The organism is Arthrobacter sp. Ha26 (assembly GCF_059091705.1).
Map to the genome: position 1 here is coordinate 856,302 of NZ_JBNHGX010000001.1, position 22,038 is coordinate 878,339.

General features: G+C 65.1%; 20 protein-coding genes and 2 riboswitches. Of the genes, 8 read left to right on the forward strand and 12 right to left on the reverse strand.

Annotated elements, in window-relative coordinates:
* Positions 1-25: 25 nt before the first annotated feature.
* From mmsA to AC5RVY_RS04105, 5 genes are all read left to right on the forward strand, one after another.
* Positions 26-1,555: a multiple monosaccharide ABC transporter ATP-binding protein gene (mmsA, locus tag AC5RVY_RS04085; protein WP_493953405.1), complete on the forward strand. Its 1,530-nt coding sequence runs from the start codon at positions 26-28 to the stop codon at positions 1,553-1,555.
* A gap of 4 nt (positions 1,556-1,559) precedes the next feature.
* Positions 1,560-2,846, forward strand: a complete 1,287-nt coding sequence (gene mmsB / locus AC5RVY_RS04090) for a multiple monosaccharide ABC transporter permease (RefSeq protein ID WP_493953406.1) — start codon at positions 1,560-1,562, stop codon at positions 2,844-2,846.
* Positions 2,847-3,198: 352 nt separating this feature from the next.
* A complete protein-coding gene (locus tag AC5RVY_RS04095; protein ID WP_493953407.1) occupies positions 3,199-4,821 on the forward strand; it encodes an HNH endonuclease signature motif containing protein in 1,623 nt (540 codons plus the stop codon).
* 269 nt (positions 4,822-5,090) lie between these two features.
* Positions 5,091-5,513 (forward strand): universal stress protein, encoded by a 423-nt coding sequence (locus AC5RVY_RS04100; RefSeq protein WP_493953408.1) that lies wholly within the window; start codon positions 5,091-5,093, stop codon positions 5,511-5,513.
* Positions 5,514-5,854: 341 nt separating this feature from the next.
* Positions 5,855-6,121, forward strand: coding sequence for a hypothetical protein (locus AC5RVY_RS04105; RefSeq protein WP_493953409.1), 267 nt, complete (start codon positions 5,855-5,857; stop codon positions 6,119-6,121).
* Positions 6,122-6,220: 99 nt separating this feature from the next.
* On the opposite strand, the gene AC5RVY_RS04110 is transcribed toward AC5RVY_RS04105, so the two are convergent.
* Complete coding sequence (locus AC5RVY_RS04110) at positions 6,221-6,373, reverse strand: hypothetical protein (RefSeq protein ID WP_493953410.1); 153 nt, start codon at positions 6,371-6,373, stop codon at positions 6,221-6,223.
* A gap of 40 nt (positions 6,374-6,413) precedes the next feature.
* Complete coding sequence (locus tag AC5RVY_RS04115; protein WP_493953411.1) at positions 6,414-6,650, reverse strand: hypothetical protein; 237 nt, start codon at positions 6,648-6,650, stop codon at positions 6,414-6,416.
* 215 nt (positions 6,651-6,865) lie between these two features.
* Here AC5RVY_RS04115 and AC5RVY_RS04120 point away from each other — a divergent pair, with 215 nt between their 5' ends.
* Positions 6,866-7,363, forward strand: coding sequence for a DUF2975 domain-containing protein (locus AC5RVY_RS04120; RefSeq protein WP_493953412.1), 498 nt, complete (start codon positions 6,866-6,868; stop codon positions 7,361-7,363).
* The gene (locus AC5RVY_RS04125; RefSeq protein WP_493953413.1) at positions 7,363-7,593 is read left to right on the forward strand and encodes a helix-turn-helix domain-containing protein; all 231 of its coding nucleotides are present in this window, start codon (positions 7,363-7,365) and stop codon (positions 7,591-7,593) included. Before AC5RVY_RS04120 ends, AC5RVY_RS04125 begins: the two co-directional genes overlap by 1 nt.
* Before the next feature lie 30 nt (positions 7,594-7,623).
* Here AC5RVY_RS04125 and AC5RVY_RS04130 read toward each other — a convergent pair whose 3' ends face one another.
* From AC5RVY_RS04130 to gcvP, 10 genes are all read right to left on the reverse strand, one after another.
* The gene (locus AC5RVY_RS04130; RefSeq protein WP_493953414.1) at positions 7,624-7,788 is read right to left on the reverse strand and encodes a hypothetical protein; all 165 of its coding nucleotides are present in this window, start codon (positions 7,786-7,788) and stop codon (positions 7,624-7,626) included.
* Between the two features lie 58 nt (positions 7,789-7,846).
* The gene (purU, locus tag AC5RVY_RS04135; protein ID WP_493953700.1) at positions 7,847-8,767 is read right to left on the reverse strand and encodes a formyltetrahydrofolate deformylase; all 921 of its coding nucleotides are present in this window, start codon (positions 8,765-8,767) and stop codon (positions 7,847-7,849) included.
* Between the two features lie 38 nt (positions 8,768-8,805).
* Positions 8,806-10,296, reverse strand: coding sequence for a D-serine/D-alanine/glycine transporter (cycA, locus tag AC5RVY_RS04140; protein WP_493953415.1), 1,491 nt, complete (start codon positions 10,294-10,296; stop codon positions 8,806-8,808).
* Positions 10,286-11,119 carry a methylenetetrahydrofolate reductase gene (locus AC5RVY_RS04145; protein ID WP_493953416.1) on the reverse strand — a complete coding sequence of 278 codons (834 nt, stop codon included), beginning with the start codon at positions 11,117-11,119 and terminating at the stop codon, positions 10,286-10,288. The genes cycA and AC5RVY_RS04145 overlap by 11 nt, the downstream gene beginning before the upstream one ends.
* A 30-nt stretch (positions 11,120-11,149) precedes the next feature.
* On the reverse strand, positions 11,150-12,157 hold the full coding sequence (lipA, locus tag AC5RVY_RS04150) for a lipoyl synthase (RefSeq protein WP_493953417.1): 1,008 nt from the start codon (positions 12,155-12,157) through the stop codon (positions 11,150-11,152).
* A gap of 13 nt (positions 12,158-12,170) precedes the next feature.
* Entirely contained in the window at positions 12,171-13,613 is a 1,443-nt protein-coding gene (locus AC5RVY_RS04155) for an L-serine ammonia-lyase (RefSeq protein ID WP_493953418.1), read from the reverse strand.
* 272 nt (positions 13,614-13,885) lie between these two features.
* Positions 13,886-15,208 (reverse strand): serine hydroxymethyltransferase, encoded by a 1,323-nt coding sequence (gene glyA, locus AC5RVY_RS04160; protein WP_493953419.1) that lies wholly within the window; start codon positions 15,206-15,208, stop codon positions 13,886-13,888.
* A complete protein-coding gene (gene gcvH, locus AC5RVY_RS04165) occupies positions 15,205-15,588 on the reverse strand; it encodes a glycine cleavage system protein GcvH (protein ID WP_493953420.1) in 384 nt (127 codons plus the stop codon). The genes glyA and gcvH overlap by 4 nt, the downstream gene beginning before the upstream one ends.
* Before the next feature lie 104 nt (positions 15,589-15,692).
* Positions 15,693-16,841 (reverse strand): glycine cleavage system aminomethyltransferase GcvT, encoded by a 1,149-nt coding sequence (gene gcvT / locus AC5RVY_RS04170; RefSeq protein ID WP_493953421.1) that lies wholly within the window; start codon positions 16,839-16,841, stop codon positions 15,693-15,695.
* 10 nt (positions 16,842-16,851) lie between these two features.
* Complete coding sequence (gene gcvP / locus AC5RVY_RS04175) at positions 16,852-19,704, reverse strand: aminomethyl-transferring glycine dehydrogenase (protein ID WP_493953422.1); 2,853 nt, start codon at positions 19,702-19,704, stop codon at positions 16,852-16,854.
* Positions 19,705-19,755: 51 nt separating this feature from the next.
* Positions 19,756-19,863: riboswitch (glycine riboswitch) on the reverse strand.
* A 1-nt stretch (position 19,864) separates the two neighbouring features.
* Positions 19,865-19,962, reverse strand: a riboswitch (glycine riboswitch).
* A 183-nt stretch (positions 19,963-20,145) separates the two neighbouring features.
* Between gcvP and AC5RVY_RS04180 the strand changes: the two genes are divergently transcribed.
* Entirely contained in the window at positions 20,146-22,020 is a 1,875-nt protein-coding gene (locus tag AC5RVY_RS04180; protein WP_493953423.1) for a Na+/H+ antiporter, read from the forward strand.
* Positions 22,021-22,038 lie beyond the last annotated feature (18 nt).

Below are 22,038 nucleotides of genomic sequence, written 5' to 3' on the forward strand. Positions count from 1 at the left end.
TCCAACCAGTCAGTGGGAATTGACGATGAACACACCCATTCTTCAAATGCGAGGAATCACCAAGACCTTTCCGGGCGTGAAGGCCCTCCAGGATGTCACCCTGGACGTGAACCGGGGCGAAGTCCACGCCATCTGCGGCGAGAACGGGGCAGGGAAGTCCACCCTCATGAAGGTCCTGTCCGGCGTCTACCCGCACAACTCCTTCGACGGTGAGATCCTCTTCGAAAACGAGCCGTGCAACTTCTCCAGCATCAGCGACAGTGAGAAGCGCGGCATTGTGATCATCCACCAGGAACTCGCCCTGAGCCCCTACCTTTCGATCGCCGAGAATATCTACCTCGGAAACGAGCAAGCCAAGAACGGCTGGGTGGATTGGCGCAAGACGAACCTGGAGGCGGCCAAGCTGCTGGCCCGGGTGGGCCTGAGTGAAAACCCCGTTACCCCGGTCCAGCACATCAGCGTGGGAAAGCAACAGTTGGTGGAGATCGCCAAGGCGCTGTCCAAGGAAGTTAAGCTCCTCATCCTGGACGAACCCACGGCCGCGCTCAACGACGAAGACTCCGGCCACCTCCTGGACCTGATACTCCATCTGAAGGGTCAGGGGATCACCAGCATCATCATCAGCCACAAACTCAACGAGATCCGCAGGGTCGCGGACGCCGTCACCATCATCCGTGACGGCAAAACCATCGAAACCCTCCGCATGGATGAAGGCCAGATCACGCAGGAACGGATCATCCGCGGCATGGTGGGCCGGGACCTGGAGAGCCTCTACCCGGACAGGAACCCCCGCATCGGCGAGGAAGTCCTTCGGATTGAGGACTGGTCCGTCAGGCACCCCCAGGACCACTCGCGCATGGTGGTCCGTAACGCGAGCCTGAACGTCCGCAAGGGCGAGGTGGTGGGCCTTGCCGGCCTGATGGGCGCGGGCAGGACTGAACTGGCGATGAGCGTTTTCGGTCGGACGTACGGCACCGCGACGTCCGGAAAGGTCTACAAGTACGGCAAGGAAATCAACACTTCCACCGTTCCCGCTGCCATCGCGAACGGCCTTGCCTACGCTACCGAGGACCGCAAGCGGTACGGCCTGAACCTGATTGAGGACATCAAGCGGAACATCTCCATGGCGGCGCTGCGGAAGCTGGTCAAGGGCGGCTGGGTGGACAAGAACCAGGAAACCATGGTGGCCAACGGCTACCGCGAAAGCATGAACATCAAAGCACCGTCGGTAGCCGCCATCACCGGGAAACTCTCCGGCGGAAACCAGCAAAAGGTGGTGCTCAGCAAATGGATGTTCTCGGACCCGGACGTGCTGATCCTCGATGAACCTACCCGCGGAATCGACGTCGGCGCCAAATTCGAGATCTACACCATCATCGGCAAGCTGGCGGCGGAGGGAAAAGCGGTGATCGTCATTTCCTCTGAGCTGCCCGAGCTCCTTGGCATCTGCGACCGGATCTATACCCTCTCGGCTGGCCACATCACCGGCGAGGTACCCATCGCCGAAGCAACCCAGGAATCACTCATGCACTACATGACCAAAGAGAAGGAATAGGACCATGTCCGCCCTACGAGAATCGCTCGGCTTCCTGACAAGCCGCCTCCGGCAGGTTGGCATCTTCGTTGCCCTGATCCTGATCGTCCTGCTATTCCAGGTTTTGACCAACGGCATCCTCCTGGAACCCCAGAACGTCACCAACCTGGTGGTCCAGAACAGCTACATCCTCATTCTCGCGATCGGCATGGTGATGGTGATCATTGCCGGCCATATCGATCTCTCGGTGGGTTCCATCGCAGGGTTCATCGGCGCCGTAGCCGGCGTGATGATCGTCCACTGGGGTTGGGCCTGGTGGATCGCCATCCCGGCGTGCCTGCTGGTGGGAGCGCTTGTGGGAGCGTGGCAGGGTTACTGGATCGCTTACGTCGGCATCCCGGCGTTCATCGTCACGCTGGCGGGCATGCTGATCTTCCGCGGCCTGACCCTGATCACGCTCAAGAACCAGCAGATCACCCCCTTCCCCGCTGAACTCCGTGCCTTGGGCGGCGGCTTCCTGCCGGACATCTCCGGCGGCACCTCGGTGCTGGAATGGCTAACCGTCATCCTGGGCGTCGGAGCCACCGTGGCACTGCTCATCCAGGCGCTGAAGGAACGCCGGATCCGGAAGAAGTTCGATCTCGAGAACGAACCTATGGCCTGGTTTGCCACCAAGACCACCTTCATCGCCCTGCTCATGCTGGTCATCACGTTCCTCCTGGCTAGCTACCGTGGCACGCCGATCGTCCTGATCGTGCTGGCCGTCCTGGTGATCGCGTATACGGCGCTGATGAACAACAGCGTCTTTGGCCGGCACACGTACGCGATCGGCGGAAACCTCCACGCCGCCGAGCTGTCCGGCGTCAAGACCAAGGCCGTCACCTTCCGCCTCTTCGTCAACATGGGCGTCCTGGCAGCCTTGGCAGGTCTCGTGTTCACGGCACGCCTCAACTCGGCCCAACCGGCCGGCGGCACAGGCTTCGAGCTTGACTCCATTGCCGCCGCTTTCATCGGCGGCGCCGCAGTCCAAGGCGGCATCGGAACAGTGGCCGGCGCCATGATCGGTGGCCTGATCATGGGCGTCCTGAACAACGGCATGTCCATCCTGGGCCTCGGCACCGATTACCAGCAGCTCATCAAGGGCCTGGTCCTCCTGCTGGCCGTAGGCTTCGACATCTTCAACAAGAACCGCACGGGTGGCGGCACCAGCATCACCAGCCGCTTCAAGAAGAAGCCGGTGCCCCCGGCTGCTGCCGAGTCGGCTGCGGCCGATGAGCGGTCGGTTCCGGTGGCAGCAAACGCCTCCGAATAGAACCGACGCAGGAGCAGGAAGCGGGCGACGGCGGGAACCTCCCGCCGTCGCCCGCTTTCCTATGTGCGCTGATCTATGAAGTTTTTGTTGTGGCGGGTGACTGACCCGGGACCAGTTGCAGTTCCTGGATTATCCGGTCCGCCAGCGCTGCCGGGTCCTAATTCCGCGCCGAGCAGGCGATGACGCAGGAGGCCGTTCCCTCAGCCGGGGATGCCGGGGCAGCCCCGATTTCAGCAAGCCAGGGCGCCGTCGTCGTCGTTGAGTGGAACTCCCTCGGCCATCTTGGCCTTATTCGCCGCGGATGGAAGTCATCACCCACCGGATTGTCTGACCCCCTTGTCATGATGGGTGTATGGGGAAAGCAGCGGTGGCGAGGGCATTTGCGGACATTGAGTCCGCCCTTGCTGTGCTCACTGCCGAGGTGGACCGGTGCGGTTCAGAGCCGTTCTCGGCTGCTGATCCGTTGGCCGGCCTCGCTGATGGGTGCCTGGACATTCTTGCCGGCGCGGCAGGGGTGCAGGCACGCGTGTCGGGCTTAGTGGCCAAGACCGCGGGGACGTACGCCGACGCCGCCCGGGCGGCCGCGCCACCGGATACTCCTGTGCAGGGGCTGGAGATGGCGACCGCCGCGGAAATCGGCTGCGTCCTCGCGATCGGTGACCGGGCCGCCGGTTCCTTGCTGGCCCGGTCGCACGCCCTGACCACCTCCCTGCCCCGGACTCTGGCAGCCCTGCAATCCGGGACGATCTCCTGGCAGCACGCCACAGTGATGGTGGACGAAACCGCCACCCTGGACCCAGCCGGCGCGGCGGCGCTGGAAGCCAACTTTCTGGACCCGGACGTCCCGAGGCCGCCGGCGGCCGCCTCAATCGGGGACATGCCGGCGTACCGGTTCCGCCATAAGGCCCGCACCTGGCGCGAACGCCACCACGCCGAATCCATCGAAAAACGCCACGCCAAGGGCGTGGCGGACCGGCGCGTGGAGTACCGGCCGGACCAGGACGGCATGGCCTGGCTCGGCGCCTACCTGCCCGCCGACCAGGCAGCGGCAGGCTGGAACAGGCTCACCACACTCGCCCGGGCCGCGCAGGGCCCGGACGAACCCCGCACCCTCACCCAGACACGCACCGACATCTTCTCCGCAGCACTCCTCACCACTGGCACCAACACCAGCACGACCGCCAGCGCCAGTGCCGGTGGAGGTGGGAGTACCAGTGCCGGGACCGCTACGGGCGGCAGCGCAGGCGCCGGGACCGGTGGTATTGCCAGCGCCGAAAACGGAAACGGTAGCGCTGGCGCTGGCGGGGACGGTACTGGTGCAGGAGCCGCTCCCGGGCCGGGCTCCTCGATCCGGGTGCAGGTACTGGTCACCGTGCCGGTGTTTTCGCTCATGGGCCTGACCGATGAGCCCGCGATGCTGGACGGGTTCGGGCCCATCCCGCCCTCGATGGCGCGGGACCTGGTAGCGAACGGGGCGGGCTCGTTCTACCGGGTGCTGGTGGACCCGCGGGACGGGGCGCCCCTGGAAATCGGCCGCACCAACTACCGCGTGGGCGCGGCAATGCGGAAATGGCTTATGCTCCGGGACGGCAAATGCCCCTTCCCCGGCTGCAACAACAACTCCCTCGACAACGAAGCCGACCACATCCTCGCCTGGCACCACGGCGGCACCACCGGAATCAGCAACCTCGGACAACCCTGCCCGAAACACCACAAACTCCGCCACACCAGCGGCTGGAAACCCACCCCCGCCACCACAACCGAACCACCCGGCTGGACCTCACCTACCGGCCGTCACTACAAAAGCGAACACCAGAACTGGGAACCACCCCACTGGCCCGAACAACTGCAGCCGGAACAAAAAGCAAAGGCCGGCTGCCCGCCATCGGCCCACGGCGACCCACCAGACTTTATCTACCTCAGACACTCCCCAGGCGAAGACGCCCTCGAGCGGTTCCTGCACGCCCACGGCTAGAGAGGCGCGTAGGAGGACCTTTTGGGGTGCCGCAAGTCGGAGTCCCTGCGGGAAACACTTGAATGCAGAAGCGCCGCCGAAGTGCGATTCTGACTGCCACGGTTCGGAAGCTGTTCTGTCCTGGCGCCGCTCTGGCCTGTCGCTGTTCTGTCCGGGCGCCGCTCTGGCCTGTCGCTGTTCTGGTCCGAGCCACTTGCCGGCGTCGTGCATGAAGTTCTCTAGACTGACTCCTGAACGCCAAGTGACGGATACCAGTAAAGGAGCACGGCATGAGTGGAGTAGTTGTTGTAGGTGTGGATGGCAGCGAGTCGGCCAGGAAGGCCGCGGAAGCCGCGAGGGACCTGGCGGCGGCGCTGGGTGCCTCACTGCACGTGGTCACCGCCTTCGAGACCGAGACGGCCGAGACCTTCGGCGTTGGGTCGGACAAGGTGAGGATTTCAAACGCCGACAGCGCTGAACTGGTTGCCAACGGGCTCGCCAACTCCGGGCAGAGGTTGCAGATTACCCACTCTGCCGCCCGCGGCAAGCCGGCGGATGCACTGATCAAGGAAGCCATCCGCCTTGATGCCCGGGTGATCGTGGTGGGCAACCGCAGGATGCGCGGCATCGGCCGGCTCTTGGGCAGCGTCGCCAACAGTGTGGCGCACAACGCCCCCTGCGACGTGTACATCGCCAACACGTACGAAGACTGACGGCCTAAAAAGCGAGCGGACGACGCCGGGACCTCCCGGCGTCGTCCGCTCGCTTTAAGTGACGGTGCGGGCCACCTGGACCACTGGTATTGCTCCCGGTAAGGAGCCATGCGCCCAACACGGCCAGCGCACTAATCCAGGTTGTTCCCTGCCGTTTCAGGCCCGCCCGCCCTAATACTACGAACTGGCCTGAAATCGCTCCACTTTACTCACCACAAATTCCGACTAATACAATGCGGAATCCATCGCTTTTTCTTATTTCCCTTGACATAGATACTGGGACGCAGAACGAAACCAGCCTCAGTCACGCAGCGCCGCGTGGAGTGAATGGAGAAGAAGCAATGATGAAGAAACGTATCCCCAGCAAGCAGTCGCGGGGCAGGCACCACGGCAAAGGCGGCGAGGCCCGGACCGGCGAGCATTGCCCGCTCGATGGCTGGTGGGTACCGGCAGGGCAGGAGTCAGAAGCCAGGTTTGTTGCAGAGGGCAGCATCATGCCGCCACGAAGCGGCCATCCAGTCGTTTGGGAGCTTGCCGTGGCCCAATCCGAACCACGCCAGCCCAAGCATGCGCACCCCTTGATCGGAGCATCCATTGACCAGCTTTAGCCCGGCCACCAGCCAGGACACCTGCGAAGCAGGCTGCCACTTCTGCGAGGGGCCGGAAACTGACTAGCTGCCATGCGGCAGCCCTTCAGCGGAGGAGGCTCAGACGTTGGCTTTGCGCTTGAACCAGCCCCACACGGCCGTGGCCACAAACAGGATCAGGCCGATGAACGCCAGCCACAGCAGGCCTTTCACCACGAAGCCCGCGATCGAAAGAACAAGCCAAATAATAAGCAGTGTGATTATTAGTCCCATAAACGAAGCTTAGGCCACGGAGGGAACTCCACACGCCACCCTAGCTGGACACGTCCCGCTCAATTTCCTCGGCGAGGTCATCCACCGCTTCGGGACGCAGGTTGATGCCCGCCTCATCAAAGCGTTCCTCCAGCACATGGCTCACATCGTCCTGCACGTGACCCAGCCGGATCTCATCCTTGACGTCTTCGGCGATGCTTTCCGCCGTCTCCACGGCGTCAACCTCCTCGGCATTGTCGTCGTCGAAAGGGGCACCGGTATCAGCTGAGTCACTCATACTTCATGGTTGCGGGTTGGCGGCGGACGGTCAATGCCGGGAACCGCAAAAAGGAAGTGGACGACGGCGGGCCCTCCCGCCGTCGCCGGCCCGCCTTGTGCGTAGTTCCCCGTCCGCGCCGCCTTCCCTTGGGCGACCCCCTTGCACAGGAGCAAACCTGGTGAGCCTCGCCCATACCGATTGACTTTCGATAGAAAAGCCAACACTATTGACGCATGTCTATCGTTAGTCGATTGATCCTCCCGCTGCGGGTCCTGCTGGCACTGGTGTTTCTCGGGCTCCTGGTGGCCCAGGTCATGTCCTTCCCTGGCGAGTTTCTGTTCACCACTGAGGAGGGGCCCGCCATGGATCCGTGGCGATGGCCCATGCTGTTGTTCTGGGAACTTGAAGCCCTGTGCCTGCAGGTGGTGATTGTGTGCATCTGGCGGTTGCTGATCCTGGTCCAGCGCGACCGGATCTTCACCACGGCCTCGCTGCACTGGGTCGACGTGATCATGTGGACGTTTATCGCGGCGTGGCTTCTGCTGGCAGCCATGGCGGGTTCCCTCGTGGCCTACATCTACTTCACCCCGGAACTGCGGGACCCGGGAACGCCCGCGCTGCTGGTCGGCATCACGCTGATCGGCTCGGTGTTTGTCCTGCTGATCGTGGTGATGCGGGATCTCCTGCGGCAGGCAACGTCCCTGCGCACCGACATGGAAGGGGTCATCTGATGCCCATCGTGGTGCGCATCGACGTCGAACTGGCCAAACAAAAAATGAGCGTAGGGGAATTCGCCGACCGTGTGGGCCTCACGCCCGCCAACGTCGCAGTGCTGAAGAACGGGCGGGCCAAGGCAGTCCGCTTCAGCACCTTGGACGCAATGTGCCGGGTCCTCAACTGCCAGCCCGGCGACCTGCTCGAATGGGTCGACGACGACGGTGCTGCCGCCGGGCGGGTGTAGAAGCCGTGAGGTGGCGGGGCCAGCCCCGACTTATTCCATGATTTCCACCCGGACGTAGTCCTCCCGCAGGAACATCCGGCGTTCCAGCCACCCGTCGAGTACAACCCAGATGATGGAGCCGTCGGGCGTGGCTGCGTCCACATAACCCGACCCGATGGGCAGCCCGTGCTGCGAAAGCCGCACGCGCTGTCCCATCGGCAGGGCGTTCCACGAGACCCGCCGCCACTGTTGCCCGCTCGCCGTTCTCAAGTGGCTACCGGAGGATGACCGTGCGGTTGCCCAGGAGCAGGATCCTGCCCTCGCAGTGCCAGCGGACAGCGTTCCGCAACGCCACGCACTCGGCGTCCCGGCCCGCGGCCACCAGGTCATCGGCGGTATAGGTGTGGTCCACCTCGATGACCTGCTGCGAAATGATTGGCCCCTCGTCCAGTTCGGCGTTCACGTAGTGCGCCGTGGCGCCCACCGTCTTCACGCCCCGTTCGTAGGCCTGGTGATAAGGCTTGGCACCTTTGAAACTGGGCAGGAACGAGTGGTGGATGTTGATGGTCCTGCCCGCGAGCTGCGCTGAGAGCTCGTCGCTGAGCACCTGCATGTAGCGGGCAAGGACCACGAGTTCCACGTCGAATGAGTCCACCAGTTCCAGCAGCCTGGCCTCGGCGTCGGCCTTGGTGTCCCTGGTGACCGGTACGTGGAAGAACTGGATGCCGTTCCACTCGACAAGGTCTGCCTGGTCACGGTGGTTGGAGACGACGGCGACGATCTCCACCGGGATATCTCCCGTGCGTGCCCGGAAGAGCAGGTCGTTGAGGCAGTGCCCCATCTTGGACACCATCACCAGCACCCGGCGTTTCCGGCCGTGCGGTTCCAGCTGCCAGTTCATCCGCCACTTTTCCGCAACAGGCGTGAAGCCCCGGCGGAGGTCCTCCGTGCCGGAAAAGTCCTCCTCGGGGGCGGATGGGCCCGGGGCGGATGGCTTCGAGGCGGCGAATGGTTCGGAGGCGAAGTGCACCCGCATGAAGAAGTGGCCCTGCGCCCTGTCGCCGTACTGCTTGATGTCGATGATGTCGCAGCCGCGCTCCAGCAGGAATGCCGAGACCGCGTGGACAATCCCTGGCGACTCCGCACAGTCAAGCGTCAGGACATGCTCGACGGCGGCAGCGGGCTCCCCCGCCACGGCATCGGCGGAAGGGGCAGTCGTTTCCAACGCCCCGCTCACTTCTTCGCCCCATCCTTCAGTGCGCCGTCCAGGTCCCGTCCAATGGCGGACGCCTCGGAATCCATGTCCTGCGCCAGCTCGGACTTGAACGTCTCGTAACGGGCCACGTGGGCGGGACGCCGGCGCAGCACCAGCCAGGCGGCACCGAGCACCAGGAACCACACGGGGGTGACCAGCAGCGCCATCAGGGTGTCCGGTTGTGTGGTCAGGGCCCACAGCACGAAGGCGAAGAAGGCGAACACCACCCACACCATCGCGATCCCGCCGGGCATCCGGTACTTTGACGCCTCGTGCAGGTGTGCGCGCCGACGTCGGAAGGCCAGGTAGCTGGCCAAAATGATGGACCAGACGAACACGAAGCAGACGGCGGAGACGGTGGTCACCATGTCGAAGGCCCTGCCGATGTCCTGGCCGGCGTACATCAGCACCACGCCGGAGAGCAGGAGGACACAGGAGAGGAACAGGGCGTTCTGCGGGACTTTGCGGGTGGACAGGTGGCGGAAGACCGACGGCGCGTCGCCCTCCTGTGCCAGGCCGTAGACCATGCGCGAGGTGGAGTAGATGCCGGAGTTGGCCGAGGACATGGCCGAGCTGAGCACCACCAGGTTCACCACGGTGGCTGCGGCGCCGAGGCCGGCAAGGGAGAACATGGCGATGAACGGGCTGTGGCCGGCCTGGAACTGGGTCCACGGGGTGACGGACATCAGGATGATTAGGGCGCCCACGTAGAACAGGAGCACGCGGATGGGGATGGAGTTGATCGCCTTGGGCAGGTTCTTTTCCGGATCTTTGGCCTCGGCGGCCGTGGTGCCCACCAGCTCAATGCCCACAAACGCGAACACCGCAATCTGGAAGCCGGCCACAAACCCCATGAACTCGTTCGGGAAGAACCCGCCATGGCTCCACAGATTCGTAAAGGTGGCAGGGCCGGCGTCGGACTGGAAGCCGGTGAAGATCATGAACATGCCCACGATGATCAGCGCCGCGATGGCGACTATCTTGATCAGCGCGAACCAGAACTCGGTCTCGCCGAACGCCTTAACGGTGACGAGGTTCAGGAACAGGAGGATGGCCACGGTGGCCAGGCCCGGGATCCAGAGCGGCAGTCCGGGCCAGAGCTCCTTGGAGTAGCCGGCGATCGCGATCACGTCCGCGATGCCGGTGATCACCCAGCAGAACCAGTAGGTCCAGCCGGTGAAGAAGCCAGCCCAGGGGCCCAGCAGGTCGGCCGCGAAATCGCTGAAGGATTTGTAGTTCAGGTTGCTCAGCAGCAGTTCGCCCATGGCCCGCATAACGAAAAACAGCATGAAGCCGATGAGCATGTAGACGAAGATGACGGACGGTCCGGCTGCCGAGATGGTTTTGCCTGAGCCCATGAACAGCCCCGTGCCGATGGCGCCGCCGATGGCGATCAGCTGGATGTGCCTGTTGGTGAGCTGCCGCTCCAAATGCGGCTCCTGGTGGGAAATTTCAGGTTTAGTTGTCACGTGCTGCTCCTCGAATCAATGCTGTCTGGAGTGCTGAAGGGGATGCCTGGTCCGGTGCCGCGGGGACGGGCTCCAGGCTGTTGAAGGTGTAAAGGTGGATGCCGGCGATATCGCCGGGCCGGCTTTCGAGGCCGGCGATCAGGCTGTCCGGCGAGTAGCGGTCACCGCTGAGGAGTTTGCGGGCCAGCGGGCCCTTGCGGCTGAGGAATTTCAGTGAACTTCCGACGCCGATCTGCCCGGCGAGTGCCACAAGCTTGGTCCGCGGGACGGACCCTGCCACGCCCGCCCAGACGGGCAGGTGGACGCCTTCGCGGCGCAGGAGCGCCGCGTAGTCGTGAATTTTCGCGGCGGCAAAGCACATTTGGGTGACGACGTGTGTGGCCAGGTGCTGCTTGGCCAGCAGGCCGTCCAGCAGGTCCACCGGGCTGACCCGCGGATGGCCCTCCGGGTAGCCCGCCACGCCTGCCCGCATCATCCCGCCGCTGTACTGCGCGATGTCTTCGAGGACCGGAAGCGCTGAGTCGTAAACGCCGGCGGGCTGTTTCCGGTCTCCCCCAATAACGAAGACTTCGCTGATGGCCGCGGCATCGCAGGCGCGGACAATCTCGGTGAGTTCAGCGCGGCTGCGGATGCTCCGCGCGGCGAGGTGCGGAACCACGGTGTAGCCGGCGTCGCCCAGCTCTACCGCGGTGCGGATGGTCCGTTCGATGCCGTGGTGCGGCAGGCACGTCACGCTGAGCGTGGTGGTCTTGGGCACCAGGGCCTGGACCTGCCCAACAATTCCCTGTGAGGGGATGATTTCGATTCTGACGGGGAACATCATTGGTCCTGTCTATGCATCAGGTGTGGGGCATCATGCCGAGGCGGCGAGCAGTGAGCTGGCTTCCTGGCGGGTGCTGCCGGAGGATTCGATGTGGGCCAGTTCGGCGGGGATTTCCCAGCCTTTCTTCCGCATCGCGGTGGCCCAGAGCCGGCCGGCCCGGTAGGAAGAACGGACCAGCGGGCCGGACATGACGCCGAGGAAGCCGATCTCGTCCGCTTCGTGCTGGAGGTCCACGAATTCCTGCGGCTTGACCCACCGGTCCACCGGCAGGTGCCGCTCACTGGGGCGCAGGTACTGGGTGATGGTGATCAGATCACACCCGGCCTCGTGCAGGTCCCGGAGCGCTTCGGAGATCTCTTCGCGGGTTTCGCCCATGCCCAGGATCAGGTTGGACTTGGTCACCATGCCCAGGTTCCGGCCCTGCGTGATCACATCCAGGGACCGCTCGTACCGGAAGGCCGGCCGGATCCGCTTGAAAATCCGCGGCACGGTCTCCACGTTGTGGGCGAACACCTCGGGCTTGGAATCACAGATCGCGGCGATGTGCTCGGGCTTTCCGGAGAAGTCCGGGATCAACAGCTCCACCCCGGTGCCGGGGTTCAGTTCGTGGATCTTGCGGACCGTCTCGGCGTACAGCCACACACCCTCGTCCGCCAGGTCGTCCCGGGCCACGCCGGTGACGGTGGCGTAGCGCAGCTGCATCGCCTGCACCGACCGGGCCACCTTGGTGGGTTCGAACATGTCCACCGGGGAGGGTTTGCCGGTATCGATCTGGCAGAAATCACACCGCCGGGTGCATTCGGACCCGCCGATCAGGAACGTCGCTTCCTTGTCCTCCCAGCACTCAAAAATGTTGGGGCACCCGGCCTCCTCACACACCGTGTGCAGGCCTTCCTTTTTCACCAGGTTCTTGAGCTGGACGAACTCCGGGCCCATCTGGACCTTGGCCTTGATCCACTCCGGCTTACGCTCCACCGGGACAGCAGAGTTGCGCTGTTCAACGCGCAAAAGCTTCCGGCCTTCAGGTGCCAATGTCATTTCTATACTTCCTTCAGCATTCGACGACGTTGACGGCGAGGCCGCCCATGGCCGTTTCCTTGTATTTGGAGCTCATGTCCTTGCCGGTCTCGCGCATGGTCACGATGACCTCGTCCAGCGAGACGCGGTGCGACCCGTCGCCCCAGAGCGCCATCTTCGCCGCATTGATCGCCTTGGCCGCGGCGATCGCGTTCCGTTCAATGCACGGCACTTGCACGAGGCCGCCGATCGGATCACACGTCAGGCCCAGGTTGTGCTCCATCGCGATCTCGGCCGCGTTCTCCACCTGCGCCGGAGTTCCGCCCATCACCTCCGCGAGGCCGGCCGCCGCCATGGACGACGCCGAGCCCACCTCGCCCTGGCAGCCCACCTCAGCACCCGAAATGGACGCCTGTTCCTTGTACAGCACCCCGACCGCGCCGGCGGCGAGCAGGAACCTGACCACCACGTCGTCGCGGTCCTCCTGCGAGGCGTTCTCCATCCCCGGCGCGAAATGCAGCGCGTAATACAGCACCGCCGGAATAATCCCGGCAGCGCCGTTCGTGGGGGCAGTGACCACCCGGCCGCCGGAGGCGTTCTCCTCGTTCACCGCCAGGGCGATCAAGTTAACCCATTCCTGCCAATACTTCGGGTCATGGAATTCCCGGTCCTGGCCTTCACCGTCCTGGCTCTCCGCGGCCGGCCGGGAGCTTTCCTTCCTCAGCCGGTCGTACCAGTCCGGAGCACGACGGCGGACCTTCAGTCCCCCGGGCAGCACACCTTCGCGCTTCAGGCTGGTGGCCACGCAATCCTCCATGACTGACCAGATATGCAGCAGGCCTGCACGGATCTCCTGGGGAGTGCGGCTGTCTTCCTCGTTGATCCGCATCACGTCGCTGATGCCCAGGCCGGTTACCCGGCAGTGCTCGAGCAGTTCGGCGGCGGTCCGGAAGGGCAGCGGCAGCTCCTTCTTGGACTCCTCGAGTTCCTGCTGCGCTGCGTCTTCCTCGCCCTCGCGGACAATGAAGCCGCCACCCACCGAAAAGAACGTGGCCGTGTGCAGGACGTTGCCGTCAGCGTCGAATACCGTGAAGGTCATGCCGTTGGTGTGCCGCGGCAGTACCGTCAGCGGCCGCAGCACCATGTCCGTCACCCCGTAAGGCAAGGGGACGGCACCGGCCAACTGGAGCATGCCGGTGTCGGCAATTGCGGCCAGCCGTTGCTCCACCTCGTCCGGCAGGATCAGCTCCGGGTGGAAACCTTCCAGCCCCAGCAGGATCGCGGTCATGGTGCCGTGGCCGTGGCCGGTCGCCGCGAGGGACCCGTAAAGGTCAACCCGCAGCGAGGCCACGTCCGCGAGCTTGCCGAGGCCCTTGAGCTCCTCCGCAAAAACGGCAGCAGCCCGCATCGGCCCCACAGTATGAGAACTAGAGGGCCCAATCCCAATAGAAAAGAGATCAAAGACTCCAACAGCCATTACTTTGTTCCTAACTAAGTTCTGGTCGGGGTGGAGGTGCCAGGACATCCTCTGCATGCTCGGTCGCGAAGACGCCCGCTGCGCGGACGTGACGCTCCCTTAGACGCATGCTGCCGGATGCCCCACCACCTCCGAGGGTCCGTTACCAAGGCGACGGAACTGCGAGCGTCGGCGGAGCCAGACTTTTCGAAAGCGTGCGTCAGAGGCGAGGAACGAGCCAGCACGCGTGAAAAGTCCGGTCCGCCGGCGCGGACGCAGCCGAGGCAAAGCACCTAGGCGAGGTTCTTGACACGGGGGTAAAGCGGGTGGGCTGCAGCCAGGGCTTCGACGCGGTGACGCAGGGCGGAAAGGTCCGTGCCGGCGTCGGCCGTCAACGCCTCGGCGATGATGTCCGCAACCTCGCGGAAGGCATCCTCGCCGAAGCCGCGCGTAGCCAGCGCAGGGGTGCCGATCCGCAGTCCGGAGGTGACCATCGGCGGGCGGGGGTCGAACGGGACGGCGTTGCGGTTGACCGTGATGTCGATCGCGGCGAGCCGGTCCTCGGCCTGCTGGCCGTCGAGCTCGCAGTTGCGCAGGTCAACGAGGACCAGGTGCACATCCGTTCCCCCGGAGACCACACTGATGCCCTTGGCGGCGACGTCGGGCTGGACCAGGCGCTCGGCCAGGATCCGGGCGCCGGCCAGGACGCGCTCCTGGCGCTCCTTGAACTCGGGCGACGCGGCGATTTTGAATGCCACGGCCTTGCCGGCGATGACGTGCTCCAGCGGGCCGCCCTGCTGACCCGGAAACACTGCCGAGTTGATCTTCTTGGCGATGTCGGCGTCGTTGGTCAGGATGATGCCGCCGCGGGGACCGGCGAGGGTCTTGTGCGTGGTGGAGGTGGTGACGTGCGCGTGCGGCACCGGCGACGGGTGCAGCCCCGCAGCCACGAGGCCGGCGAAGTGCGCCATGTCCACCATCAGGTAGGCGCCCACCGAGTCGGCGATCCGGCGGAATTCGGCGAAGTCGAGCTGGCGGGCGTAGGCGGACCAGCCGGCCACGATCAGCGCGGGCTTGGTCTCCTGCGCCAGCCGCTCCACCTCGGCCATATCCACCGTGTGGGTGTCCTCGCGGACGCCGTACGGCACCACGTTGTACAGCTTGCCGGAGAAGTTGATCTTCATGCCGTGCGTGAGGTGGCCGCCGTGGGCCAGGTTCAGGCCCATGATGGTATCGCCCGGCTTGATCAGCGCGTGCATCACCGAGGCGTTGGCCTGCGCGCCGGAGTGCGGCTGCACGTTGGCGAACCCGGCACCGAAGAGTGCCTTGATCCGGTCGATCGCGAGCTGTTCAATGACGTCCACGTGCTCGCAGCCGCCGTAGTAGCGCTTGCCCGGGTAGCCCTCGGCGTACTTGTTGGTCAGCACCGAACCCTGTGCCTGCATCACGGCGACGGCGGTGTGGTTCTCGGAGGCGATCATCTCCAGGCCGTCACGCTGCCGGGTGAGTTCGTCGTCGATCTTTGCGGCGATTTGGGGATCCAGGGCGGACAGGTCCGCGTCCAGCGACGGCGACACGACCTGTTCGAAGGCGGTTACCCCTGCAGCGGCGCTCACAGTTCGCCGCCGTTGGCTGCCGCGTACTCTTCGGCGGACATGAGCGGGCCTTCTTCGGTGACGGCTACTTTGAAGAGCCAGCCGGCGCCGTAGGGATCGTTGTTGATCAGGGCGGGATCGGAGACCACGTCGTCGTTGATCTCCACCACTTCGCCCGTCACGGGCGCGTAAAGGTCGGAGACGGACTTGGTGGATTCCACCTCGCCGCAGGTCTCCCCCGCGGTCACCGTGGAGCCAACCTCGGGCAGGTCCACGTACACGATGTCGCCCAGGGCTTCGGCAGCCACAGCGGAGATTCCGACGCCGGTAGGCCCGGATCCGTCCGCAGCAACCCACTCGTGCTCGGCGGAGTACTTCAGTTCAGCAACAACTTTTGCCATGTGTATTTCCTTAGGTTCGTGTGTTAAAAGTGATGGGGGGTTTGGCCAAAACGTGCATTTAGTGATGGAGCGTTTCGTTAAACCCTGCGAAAGGTGATGGAGCGTTAATTTTGGCGCTTGTAGAAGGGCAGCGCGACGACTTCGAAGGGCTCTGCCTTGCCGCGGAGGTCGATGTCCAGTGCTGTACCGGGTTCTGAGTGTTCGACGTCGACATAGGCCAGGGCGATCGGGTAACCGAGGGTGGGGCTCGGCTGGCCCGAGGTCACCTCGCCCACCACGTTGCCGTCCTTGAGGACCGGGTAGTGGCTGCGGCCGGCCCGGCGGCCAAGGCCTTTGAGTCCCACGAGCTTCCGGCCGGACGTGGAACCGGCGCCCAGTTCCTTGAGCTCCGCGAGCACTGCCTTGCCCACGAAGTCCGACTCCTTCTTGAGTGAAACAACAGGACCCAACCCGGCAGCGTAGGGGTTGCCCTCGCGGGAGAGCTCGTTGCCGTAAAGCGGCATGCCGGCTTCGAGGCGTAGGGAGTCGCGGCAGGCCAGGCCTGCGGGAATGAGCCCGTGGCTGGCGCCGGCGTCCAGCAGGGCCTCCCACAAGCCGGCGGCGTCCTCGTTGGGGATGTAGATCTCGAACCCGTCCTCGCCGGTGTAGCCGGTGCGCGCCAGCAGCAACTCCTGGACAGTACCGTTGACGGCGATGCCTACCTCCACAGCAGCGTAGTACTTCAGCTCCGTCACCAGCGAGTGCTGCTCGGCCGGGACCAGTGCCAGGAGGATGGCCTCGGCGTTAGGGCCCTGCACGGCGATAAGGGACGTCTCGGCGGAAACGTCCTCCACGGTCACGTCAAAGTTGGCAGCCCGCTCAGCCAGGGCAGCAGCCACCACCGCGGCGTTTCCTGCGTTGGGCACCACCAGGTACTTCGCTGTTCCGTCCGCAGCCGCGGGAAGGCGGTAGGAGATGAGGTCGTCGATGATGCCGCCGTCTTCCTGACAGATCAGCGAGTACTTGGCCTTGCCCACGGCCACGGCGGAGAGTTTGCCGGCCAGGGCGTAGTCAAGGAAGGCGGCGGCGTCGGGGCCGGTGACCCAGACTTCGCCCATGTGGGAGAGGTCGAACAGGCCTGCGGCGTTGCGCACGGCGTGGTGCTCGGCCAGCTCGGAGACGTACTTCAGGGGCATCTGCCAGCCGCCGAAGTCGGTGAAGGAAGCGCCGGCAATCTTGTGCTGCTCGTACAGCGCGGTGTAATTCTCAGTCATCACGGAATCCTTAGTTCTCAAATTCGGAGAGCGGCGGGCAGGAGCAGATCAGGTTGCGGTCCCCTGCTGCGCCGTCGATGCGGCCCACGGGCGGGAAGTACTTGTCCTGCCGCAGTGACGAGACGGGGAAGGCTGCCTGCTCGCGCGGGTACGTCCGGTTCCAGTCAGAAGAGACGACGGCGGCGGCCGTGTGGGGTGCGTTGCGCAGCGGCGACTCTTCTACTGTGAAGTCACCGGCGGCCACCTGGTCGATTTCCTTGCGGATGATGATCATGGCTTCGATGAAGCGGTCGATCTCGGCGAGGTCCTCGGACTCGGTGGGCTCCACCATGAGGGTCCCTGCCACCGGGAAGGACAGGGTGGGGGCGTGGAAGCCGAAGTCGATCAGGCGCTTGGCCACGTCCTCGGCAGTCACGCCGGTCTTCGCCGTCAGGTCGCGCAGGTCCAGGATGCACTCGTGCGCCACCAGGCCGCTCTCACCGGTGTAGAGGACGGGGAAGTACTCGTCCAGGCGAGCGGCAACATAGTTCGCAGCGAGCAGCGCGGACTTGGTGGCCTCGGTCAGGCCCTGCCCGCCCATCAGCTTCACATAAGCCCAGGAAATCGGCAGCACACCGGCGGAACCGAAACGCGACGCCGAGATGGCAACGCCGTGGCCGTCCTCATGGGCCGCCTTGTTGGCATCGCCCGGCATAAACGGGGCCAGGTGCGCCTTGGCCGCAACCGGGCCGACGCCGGGTCCGCCACCGCCGTGCGGGATGCAGAAGGTCTTGTGCAGGTTCAGGTGCGAGACGTCGCCACCGAACTTGCCCGGCTGGGCCAGGCCGACCAGGGCGTTCAGGTTTGCCCCGTCAACGTACACCTGGCCGCCGGCTGCATGAACCGCGTCGCAGACTTCGCGGACGTCAGAGTCGTACACACCGTGGGTGGAGGGGTAAGTGATCATGATGGCCGAGAGGACGTCCTTGTGCGCCTCGATCTTGGCCTGCAGGTCGGCGTGATCAATCGTGCCGTCGGCAGCCGTGGCCACCACAACAACCTTCATGCCCGCAAGCACGGCGGAGGCGGCGTTGGTTCCGTGAGCTGAGGCCGGGATGAGGCAGATGTTGCGCTGCGCCTCACCGCGGGAGTGGTGGTAGCCACGGATCGCCAGCAGTCCGGCCAGCTCGCCCTGGGAACCGGCGTTGGGCTGGATGGATACCTGGTCGTACCCGGTGATCTCGGCGAGGTCAGCTTCCAGGCCGCTGATCAGTTCACGCCAGCCGGCAGTCTGGGAGTCGGGCGCGAAGGGGTGGATCGAGGCGAACTCGGGCCAGGAGATGGCTTCCATCTCGGCCGTGGCATTCAGCTTCATGGTGCAGGAACCCAGCGGGATCATGGTGCGGTCCAGCGCCAGGTCCCGGTCGGAAAGGCGGCGGATGTAGCGCAGCAGCTGGGTTTCTGAGCGGTGGGTGTTGAACACCGGGTGCTGCAGGTAGGTGGAGGTGCGCAGCACGGACTCGGGCAGTTCGAACCCGGCGGCTTCCACAACGGGACCGGCGCCGAAGGCGACGACCACCGCGGAGAGGACCTCCGGCGTCGTGGTTTCATCGACTGACACGCCGACGGTGTCCGCGTCGATCAGGCGCAAGTTGATGCCGCGGGCTTCGGCGGCGGTGATCACCTTGTGTGCCTTGCCGGGCACGCGGACGGTGATGGTGTCGAAGAAGGTGTCGGATACCAGTTCGCGGCCGGCGATTTTCAGCGTGGTGGCCAGGGCGCGGGCGTTGTTGTGTACGGTCTCGGCGATTGCCTTGAGGCCGTCGGGGCCGTGGTAGACGGCGTAGAAGGACGAGACGATAGCCAGCAGCGCCTGCGCGGTGCAGATGTTGGAGGTGGCCTTCTCGCGGCGGATGTGCTGCTCGCGGGTCTGGAGGGCCAGGCGGTAGGCGGGGACACCGGCGTTGTCCTTGGAAACGCCCACGATGCGGCCGGGGAGTGTGCGCTCCATGCCTTCACGGACGGCCATGTAGGCGGCGTGCGGGCCACCGAAGAACAACGGCACGCCCAGGCGCTGGGTGGAGCCGACGGCGATGTCCGCGCCCTGCTCGCCCGGCGGGGTGATCAGGGTGAGGGCCAGGAGGTCGGCGGCCACGGTGACCAGGGCGCCGCGGTCCTTAGCCTCGGCGATGACGGCGGACTGGTCCCAGACGCGGCCGGAGACGCCGGGCTGCTGGAGAACCACCCCGTTGATGTCGCCCTCGGGCAAGCCGTTGGTGAGGTCCGCGATCTCCACCTCGAAGCCGAGGGCTTCGGCGCGTCCCAGCACGATGGCGATGGTCTGCGGGAGCAGGTCGGCGTCCAGGACAGTCTTGCCGTCCTTGGCCGTTTTGTTCTTGTTGGCCCGGCGCATCAGCAGCACAGCCTCGGCCACGGCGGTGGCTTCGTCCAGCAGGGAAGCGTTGGCCACCGGGAGGGCCGTGAGGTCCTGCACCATGGTCTGGAAGTTCAGCAGCGCCTCGAGCCGGCCCTGCGAAATCTCGGGCTGGTAGGGCGTGTAGGCGGTGTACCAGGCGGGGGATTCGAGGATGTTGCGGCGGATCACCGGCGGGGTCACAGTGTCGTAGTAGCCCTGGCCGATCATCTGCACGGCCATCTTGTTCTTGCCGGCCAGCTTGCGGAGCTCGGCGAGGACCTGGACTTCGCTCAGGGCGCTCTCGAGGGTAAGCGGCTTGTCCTGGCGGATGGAGTCGGGGACTGCGCTGTCGACGAGGCCGTCAACGCTGTCATAGCCGACGGCCTTGAGCATGGTGTCGATGTCAGCCTGGCGGCGCGCGCCGATATGGCGGTCAGCGAAGGTGGTTGGGGACGATTGAACCGTCATGAGAGGAACTCCATAATTCAGGTGGCATACATCGCCACTTTGATTCGGGTTCCTCCCCGCTCTGTATTGGACCTGAGAGTTTTGCTTTGCCCTGCTGTTCAGCGGGACGCCACTTGCACCGTCGGTGAGCCCGGTTGCCCGGACTGCTTTCCAGAGTTGCCTTGCCGCGGCGGTACGTGGGCCTGAGAGATTCCTGGGGAGGATTTGCTCCTACGGCGCCTGCAGAACGTACCGGCAGGACTCTCCCGCCGCAGATCATTAGCATGTGCCACTGGTGGGTGACACGGCTCACACCATACAGGATTCGGCGCCGGGATGCCAAATCCGCACCGTTTTAGGGCGGGCGTACGACGGCGGGACGCCGGCCGTCGGCCCCTTCCCAAGGCGTCACGGGGGAACCGCGGTGGTCACCGGGCGCTCCCGGCCTGAGAGAATAGCCCCATGGAAATCGCCCTGGGCCTTCTGGTTCTGGTTGCGGTGGTCTGCGCCGGAAGCGCGCTGGGCCGGAAACTCAATATTTCGGTTCCCTTGCTGCTGGTGCTGGCCGGTGTTGCCGGTTCCTTCCTCCCGTTCGTTCCGCGGATTGAGCTGAACCCCGAGCTGGTCCTGATTGGCCTGTTGCCGCCGTTGCTCTACGCGGCGGCCCTGCGGACTTCACTGTTCGATTTCAGCTCCAACCGCCGTTCCATCGGGCTGCTCTCGGTGGGCTATGTCATCTTCGGCACGATTGCCGTGGGATTGGTGGTTTCGTGGCTGTTCCCTGAGATTCCGCTGGCCGCCGCGTTCGCGCTCGGCGCCGTCCTGGCGCCGCCGGATGCGGTGGCGGCAACCGCCATCGCCCGGAAGGTGGGGATGCCGCGCAGGATCGTCACTATCCTGGAGGGCGAATCCCTGGTCAACGACGCGACGGCGCTGATCTGCCTGCGGGCAGCGATCGCCGCCATCTCAGGGTCCGTGTCCGCAGTGGAGATCGCCGGGGACTTCCTGCTCGCGGTGGGCGGCGGGCTGGTGGTAGGCATCGCTGCGGCCTACGTTTTGACCGAACTACGCAAGCGCATCCGGAACGTGGCGATCAACACCTCCACATCGCTGGTGGCCCCCTTGGTGGCGTACCTCCCGGCGGAAGCGATCCACGCGTCGGGTGTCCTCGCCGTCGTCGTGACCGGGTTGGTGATGGGCACCAAGGCGCCGTCCATGCCCAACGGCGCCGCCCGGCTGAGCCAGCGCAGCAACTGGAACACGCTGCAGTTCCTGCTCGAAAACTCGGTCTTCCTGCTGATCGGGCTGCAGGTGCGGACCATCATCGAGGGCGTCCAGGATGATTCCCTTGGTGCCGCACGGATCTGGGCCGGCTGCGCGGTGATCCTCGCGGCGGTGCTGGTGCTCCGGCCGGTGTGGGTGTTCCCGGCGACGTACCTGCCCCGACTGATTCCGGCCGTCCGGCGCAACGATCCGAACCCGCCCTGGCAGTTCCCGGCCATTGTCTCCTGGGCCGGGATGCGGGGCGTTGTCACCCTGGCGGCGGTGCTGGTGCTGCCTCCCGACCTGGAGCACCGTTCAGTGCTGATCCTCGCTGCCTTGGTGGTGGTGGGCGGCACCCTAGCACTGCAGGGCCTCACCCTCCCGGGGCTGGTCCGCGTCCTGCGGGTGCAGGGTCCGGACCAGCGCGAGGATGCCCTGAACAAGGCGTCGCTGATGCAGCTGGCCACTGCTGCTGGTGTGGCCCGCCTGCAGGAGCTGCGGACGGAGGACGATCCGCCGGAGGTGGTGGCCATGCTGAAACGGCGCACGCAGGAGCGCGGTTTGGCAGCATGGGAACGGCTGGGCCGCCCGTCGGCGGAAACGGCGACGCCCAGCGAGCGCTATGCCCGGTTACGGCTTGCCATGCTGGAAGCCGAACGGTCAAAGGTGCTGGAGCTGCGGCGCGGCGGCGAGTACGCGCAGGAAGTCCTGAGCGACGTCCTGGAGCGGCTGGACGTTGAGGAATCCATGCTCGACGTGGCCCTGGACGAGGTGGATACCTCCGGCGAGGGCGGCGGGGAAGGAATCGCGAGGCCAGGCGGGGTGTGCGGCCACCTCGAGTCCGCAGGGTCGCGGGACGTGCCGAAGGATGCCTTCTGCGCGGACTGCCGCAGGGAAGGTACGGTGCCGGTCCACCTGCGGATGTGCCTCGCGTGCGGCCAGGTGGGGTGCTGCGATTCCTCCCCCGCAACCCACTCTTCCAGGCACTTTGAAACGACGGGGCATCCGGTCATGCGAAGCATCGAGCCGGGCGAAGACTGGCGCTGGTGCTACCAGGACGACCTGCTGGGTTAAGGGCCCGCTGCGTGATCG

Excerpts from the sequence above, each read along its gene's own strand:
- mmsA (WP_493953405.1), top strand. The coding sequence starts at position 26 with ATGAACACACCCATTCTTCAAATGCGAGGAATCACCAAGACCTTTCCG.
- AC5RVY_RS04125 (WP_493953413.1), top strand. The coding sequence starts at position 7,363 with ATGCCCATCGTGGTGCGCATCGACGTCGAACTGGCCAAACAAAAAATG.
- gcvH (WP_493953420.1), bottom strand. The coding sequence starts at position 15,588 with ATGGCAAAAGTTGTTGCTGAACTGAAGTACTCCGCCGAGCACGAGTGG.
- AC5RVY_RS04095 (WP_493953407.1), top strand. The coding sequence starts at position 3,199 with ATGGGGAAAGCAGCGGTGGCGAGGGCATTTGCGGACATTGAGTCCGCC.
- AC5RVY_RS04120 (WP_493953412.1), top strand. The coding sequence starts at position 6,866 with ATGTCTATCGTTAGTCGATTGATCCTCCCGCTGCGGGTCCTGCTGGCA.
- lipA (WP_493953417.1), bottom strand. The coding sequence starts at position 12,157 with ATGACATTGGCACCTGAAGGCCGGAAGCTTTTGCGCGTTGAACAGCGC.
- gcvP (WP_493953422.1), bottom strand. The coding sequence starts at position 19,704 with ATGACGGTTCAATCGTCCCCAACCACCTTCGCTGACCGCCATATCGGC.
- gcvT (WP_493953421.1), bottom strand. The coding sequence starts at position 16,841 with ATGACTGAGAATTACACCGCGCTGTACGAGCAGCACAAGATTGCCGGC.
- AC5RVY_RS04105 (WP_493953409.1), top strand. The coding sequence starts at position 5,855 with ATGATGAAGAAACGTATCCCCAGCAAGCAGTCGCGGGGCAGGCACCAC.
- AC5RVY_RS04180 (WP_493953423.1), top strand. The coding sequence starts at position 20,146 with ATGGAAATCGCCCTGGGCCTTCTGGTTCTGGTTGCGGTGGTCTGCGCC.
- AC5RVY_RS04145 (WP_493953416.1), bottom strand. The coding sequence starts at position 11,119 with ATGATGTTCCCCGTCAGAATCGAAATCATCCCCTCACAGGGAATTGTT.
- AC5RVY_RS04130 (WP_493953414.1), bottom strand. The coding sequence starts at position 7,788 with ATGGGACAGCGCGTGCGGCTTTCGCAGCACGGGCTGCCCATCGGGTCG.
- mmsB (WP_493953406.1), top strand. The coding sequence starts at position 1,560 with ATGTCCGCCCTACGAGAATCGCTCGGCTTCCTGACAAGCCGCCTCCGG.
- AC5RVY_RS04100 (WP_493953408.1), top strand. The coding sequence starts at position 5,091 with ATGAGTGGAGTAGTTGTTGTAGGTGTGGATGGCAGCGAGTCGGCCAGG.
- AC5RVY_RS04110 (WP_493953410.1), bottom strand. The coding sequence starts at position 6,373 with ATGGGACTAATAATCACACTGCTTATTATTTGGCTTGTTCTTTCGATC.
- AC5RVY_RS04115 (WP_493953411.1), bottom strand. The coding sequence starts at position 6,650 with ATGAGTGACTCAGCTGATACCGGTGCCCCTTTCGACGACGACAATGCC.
- AC5RVY_RS04155 (WP_493953418.1), bottom strand. The coding sequence starts at position 13,613 with ATGGCTGTTGGAGTCTTTGATCTCTTTTCTATTGGGATTGGGCCCTCT.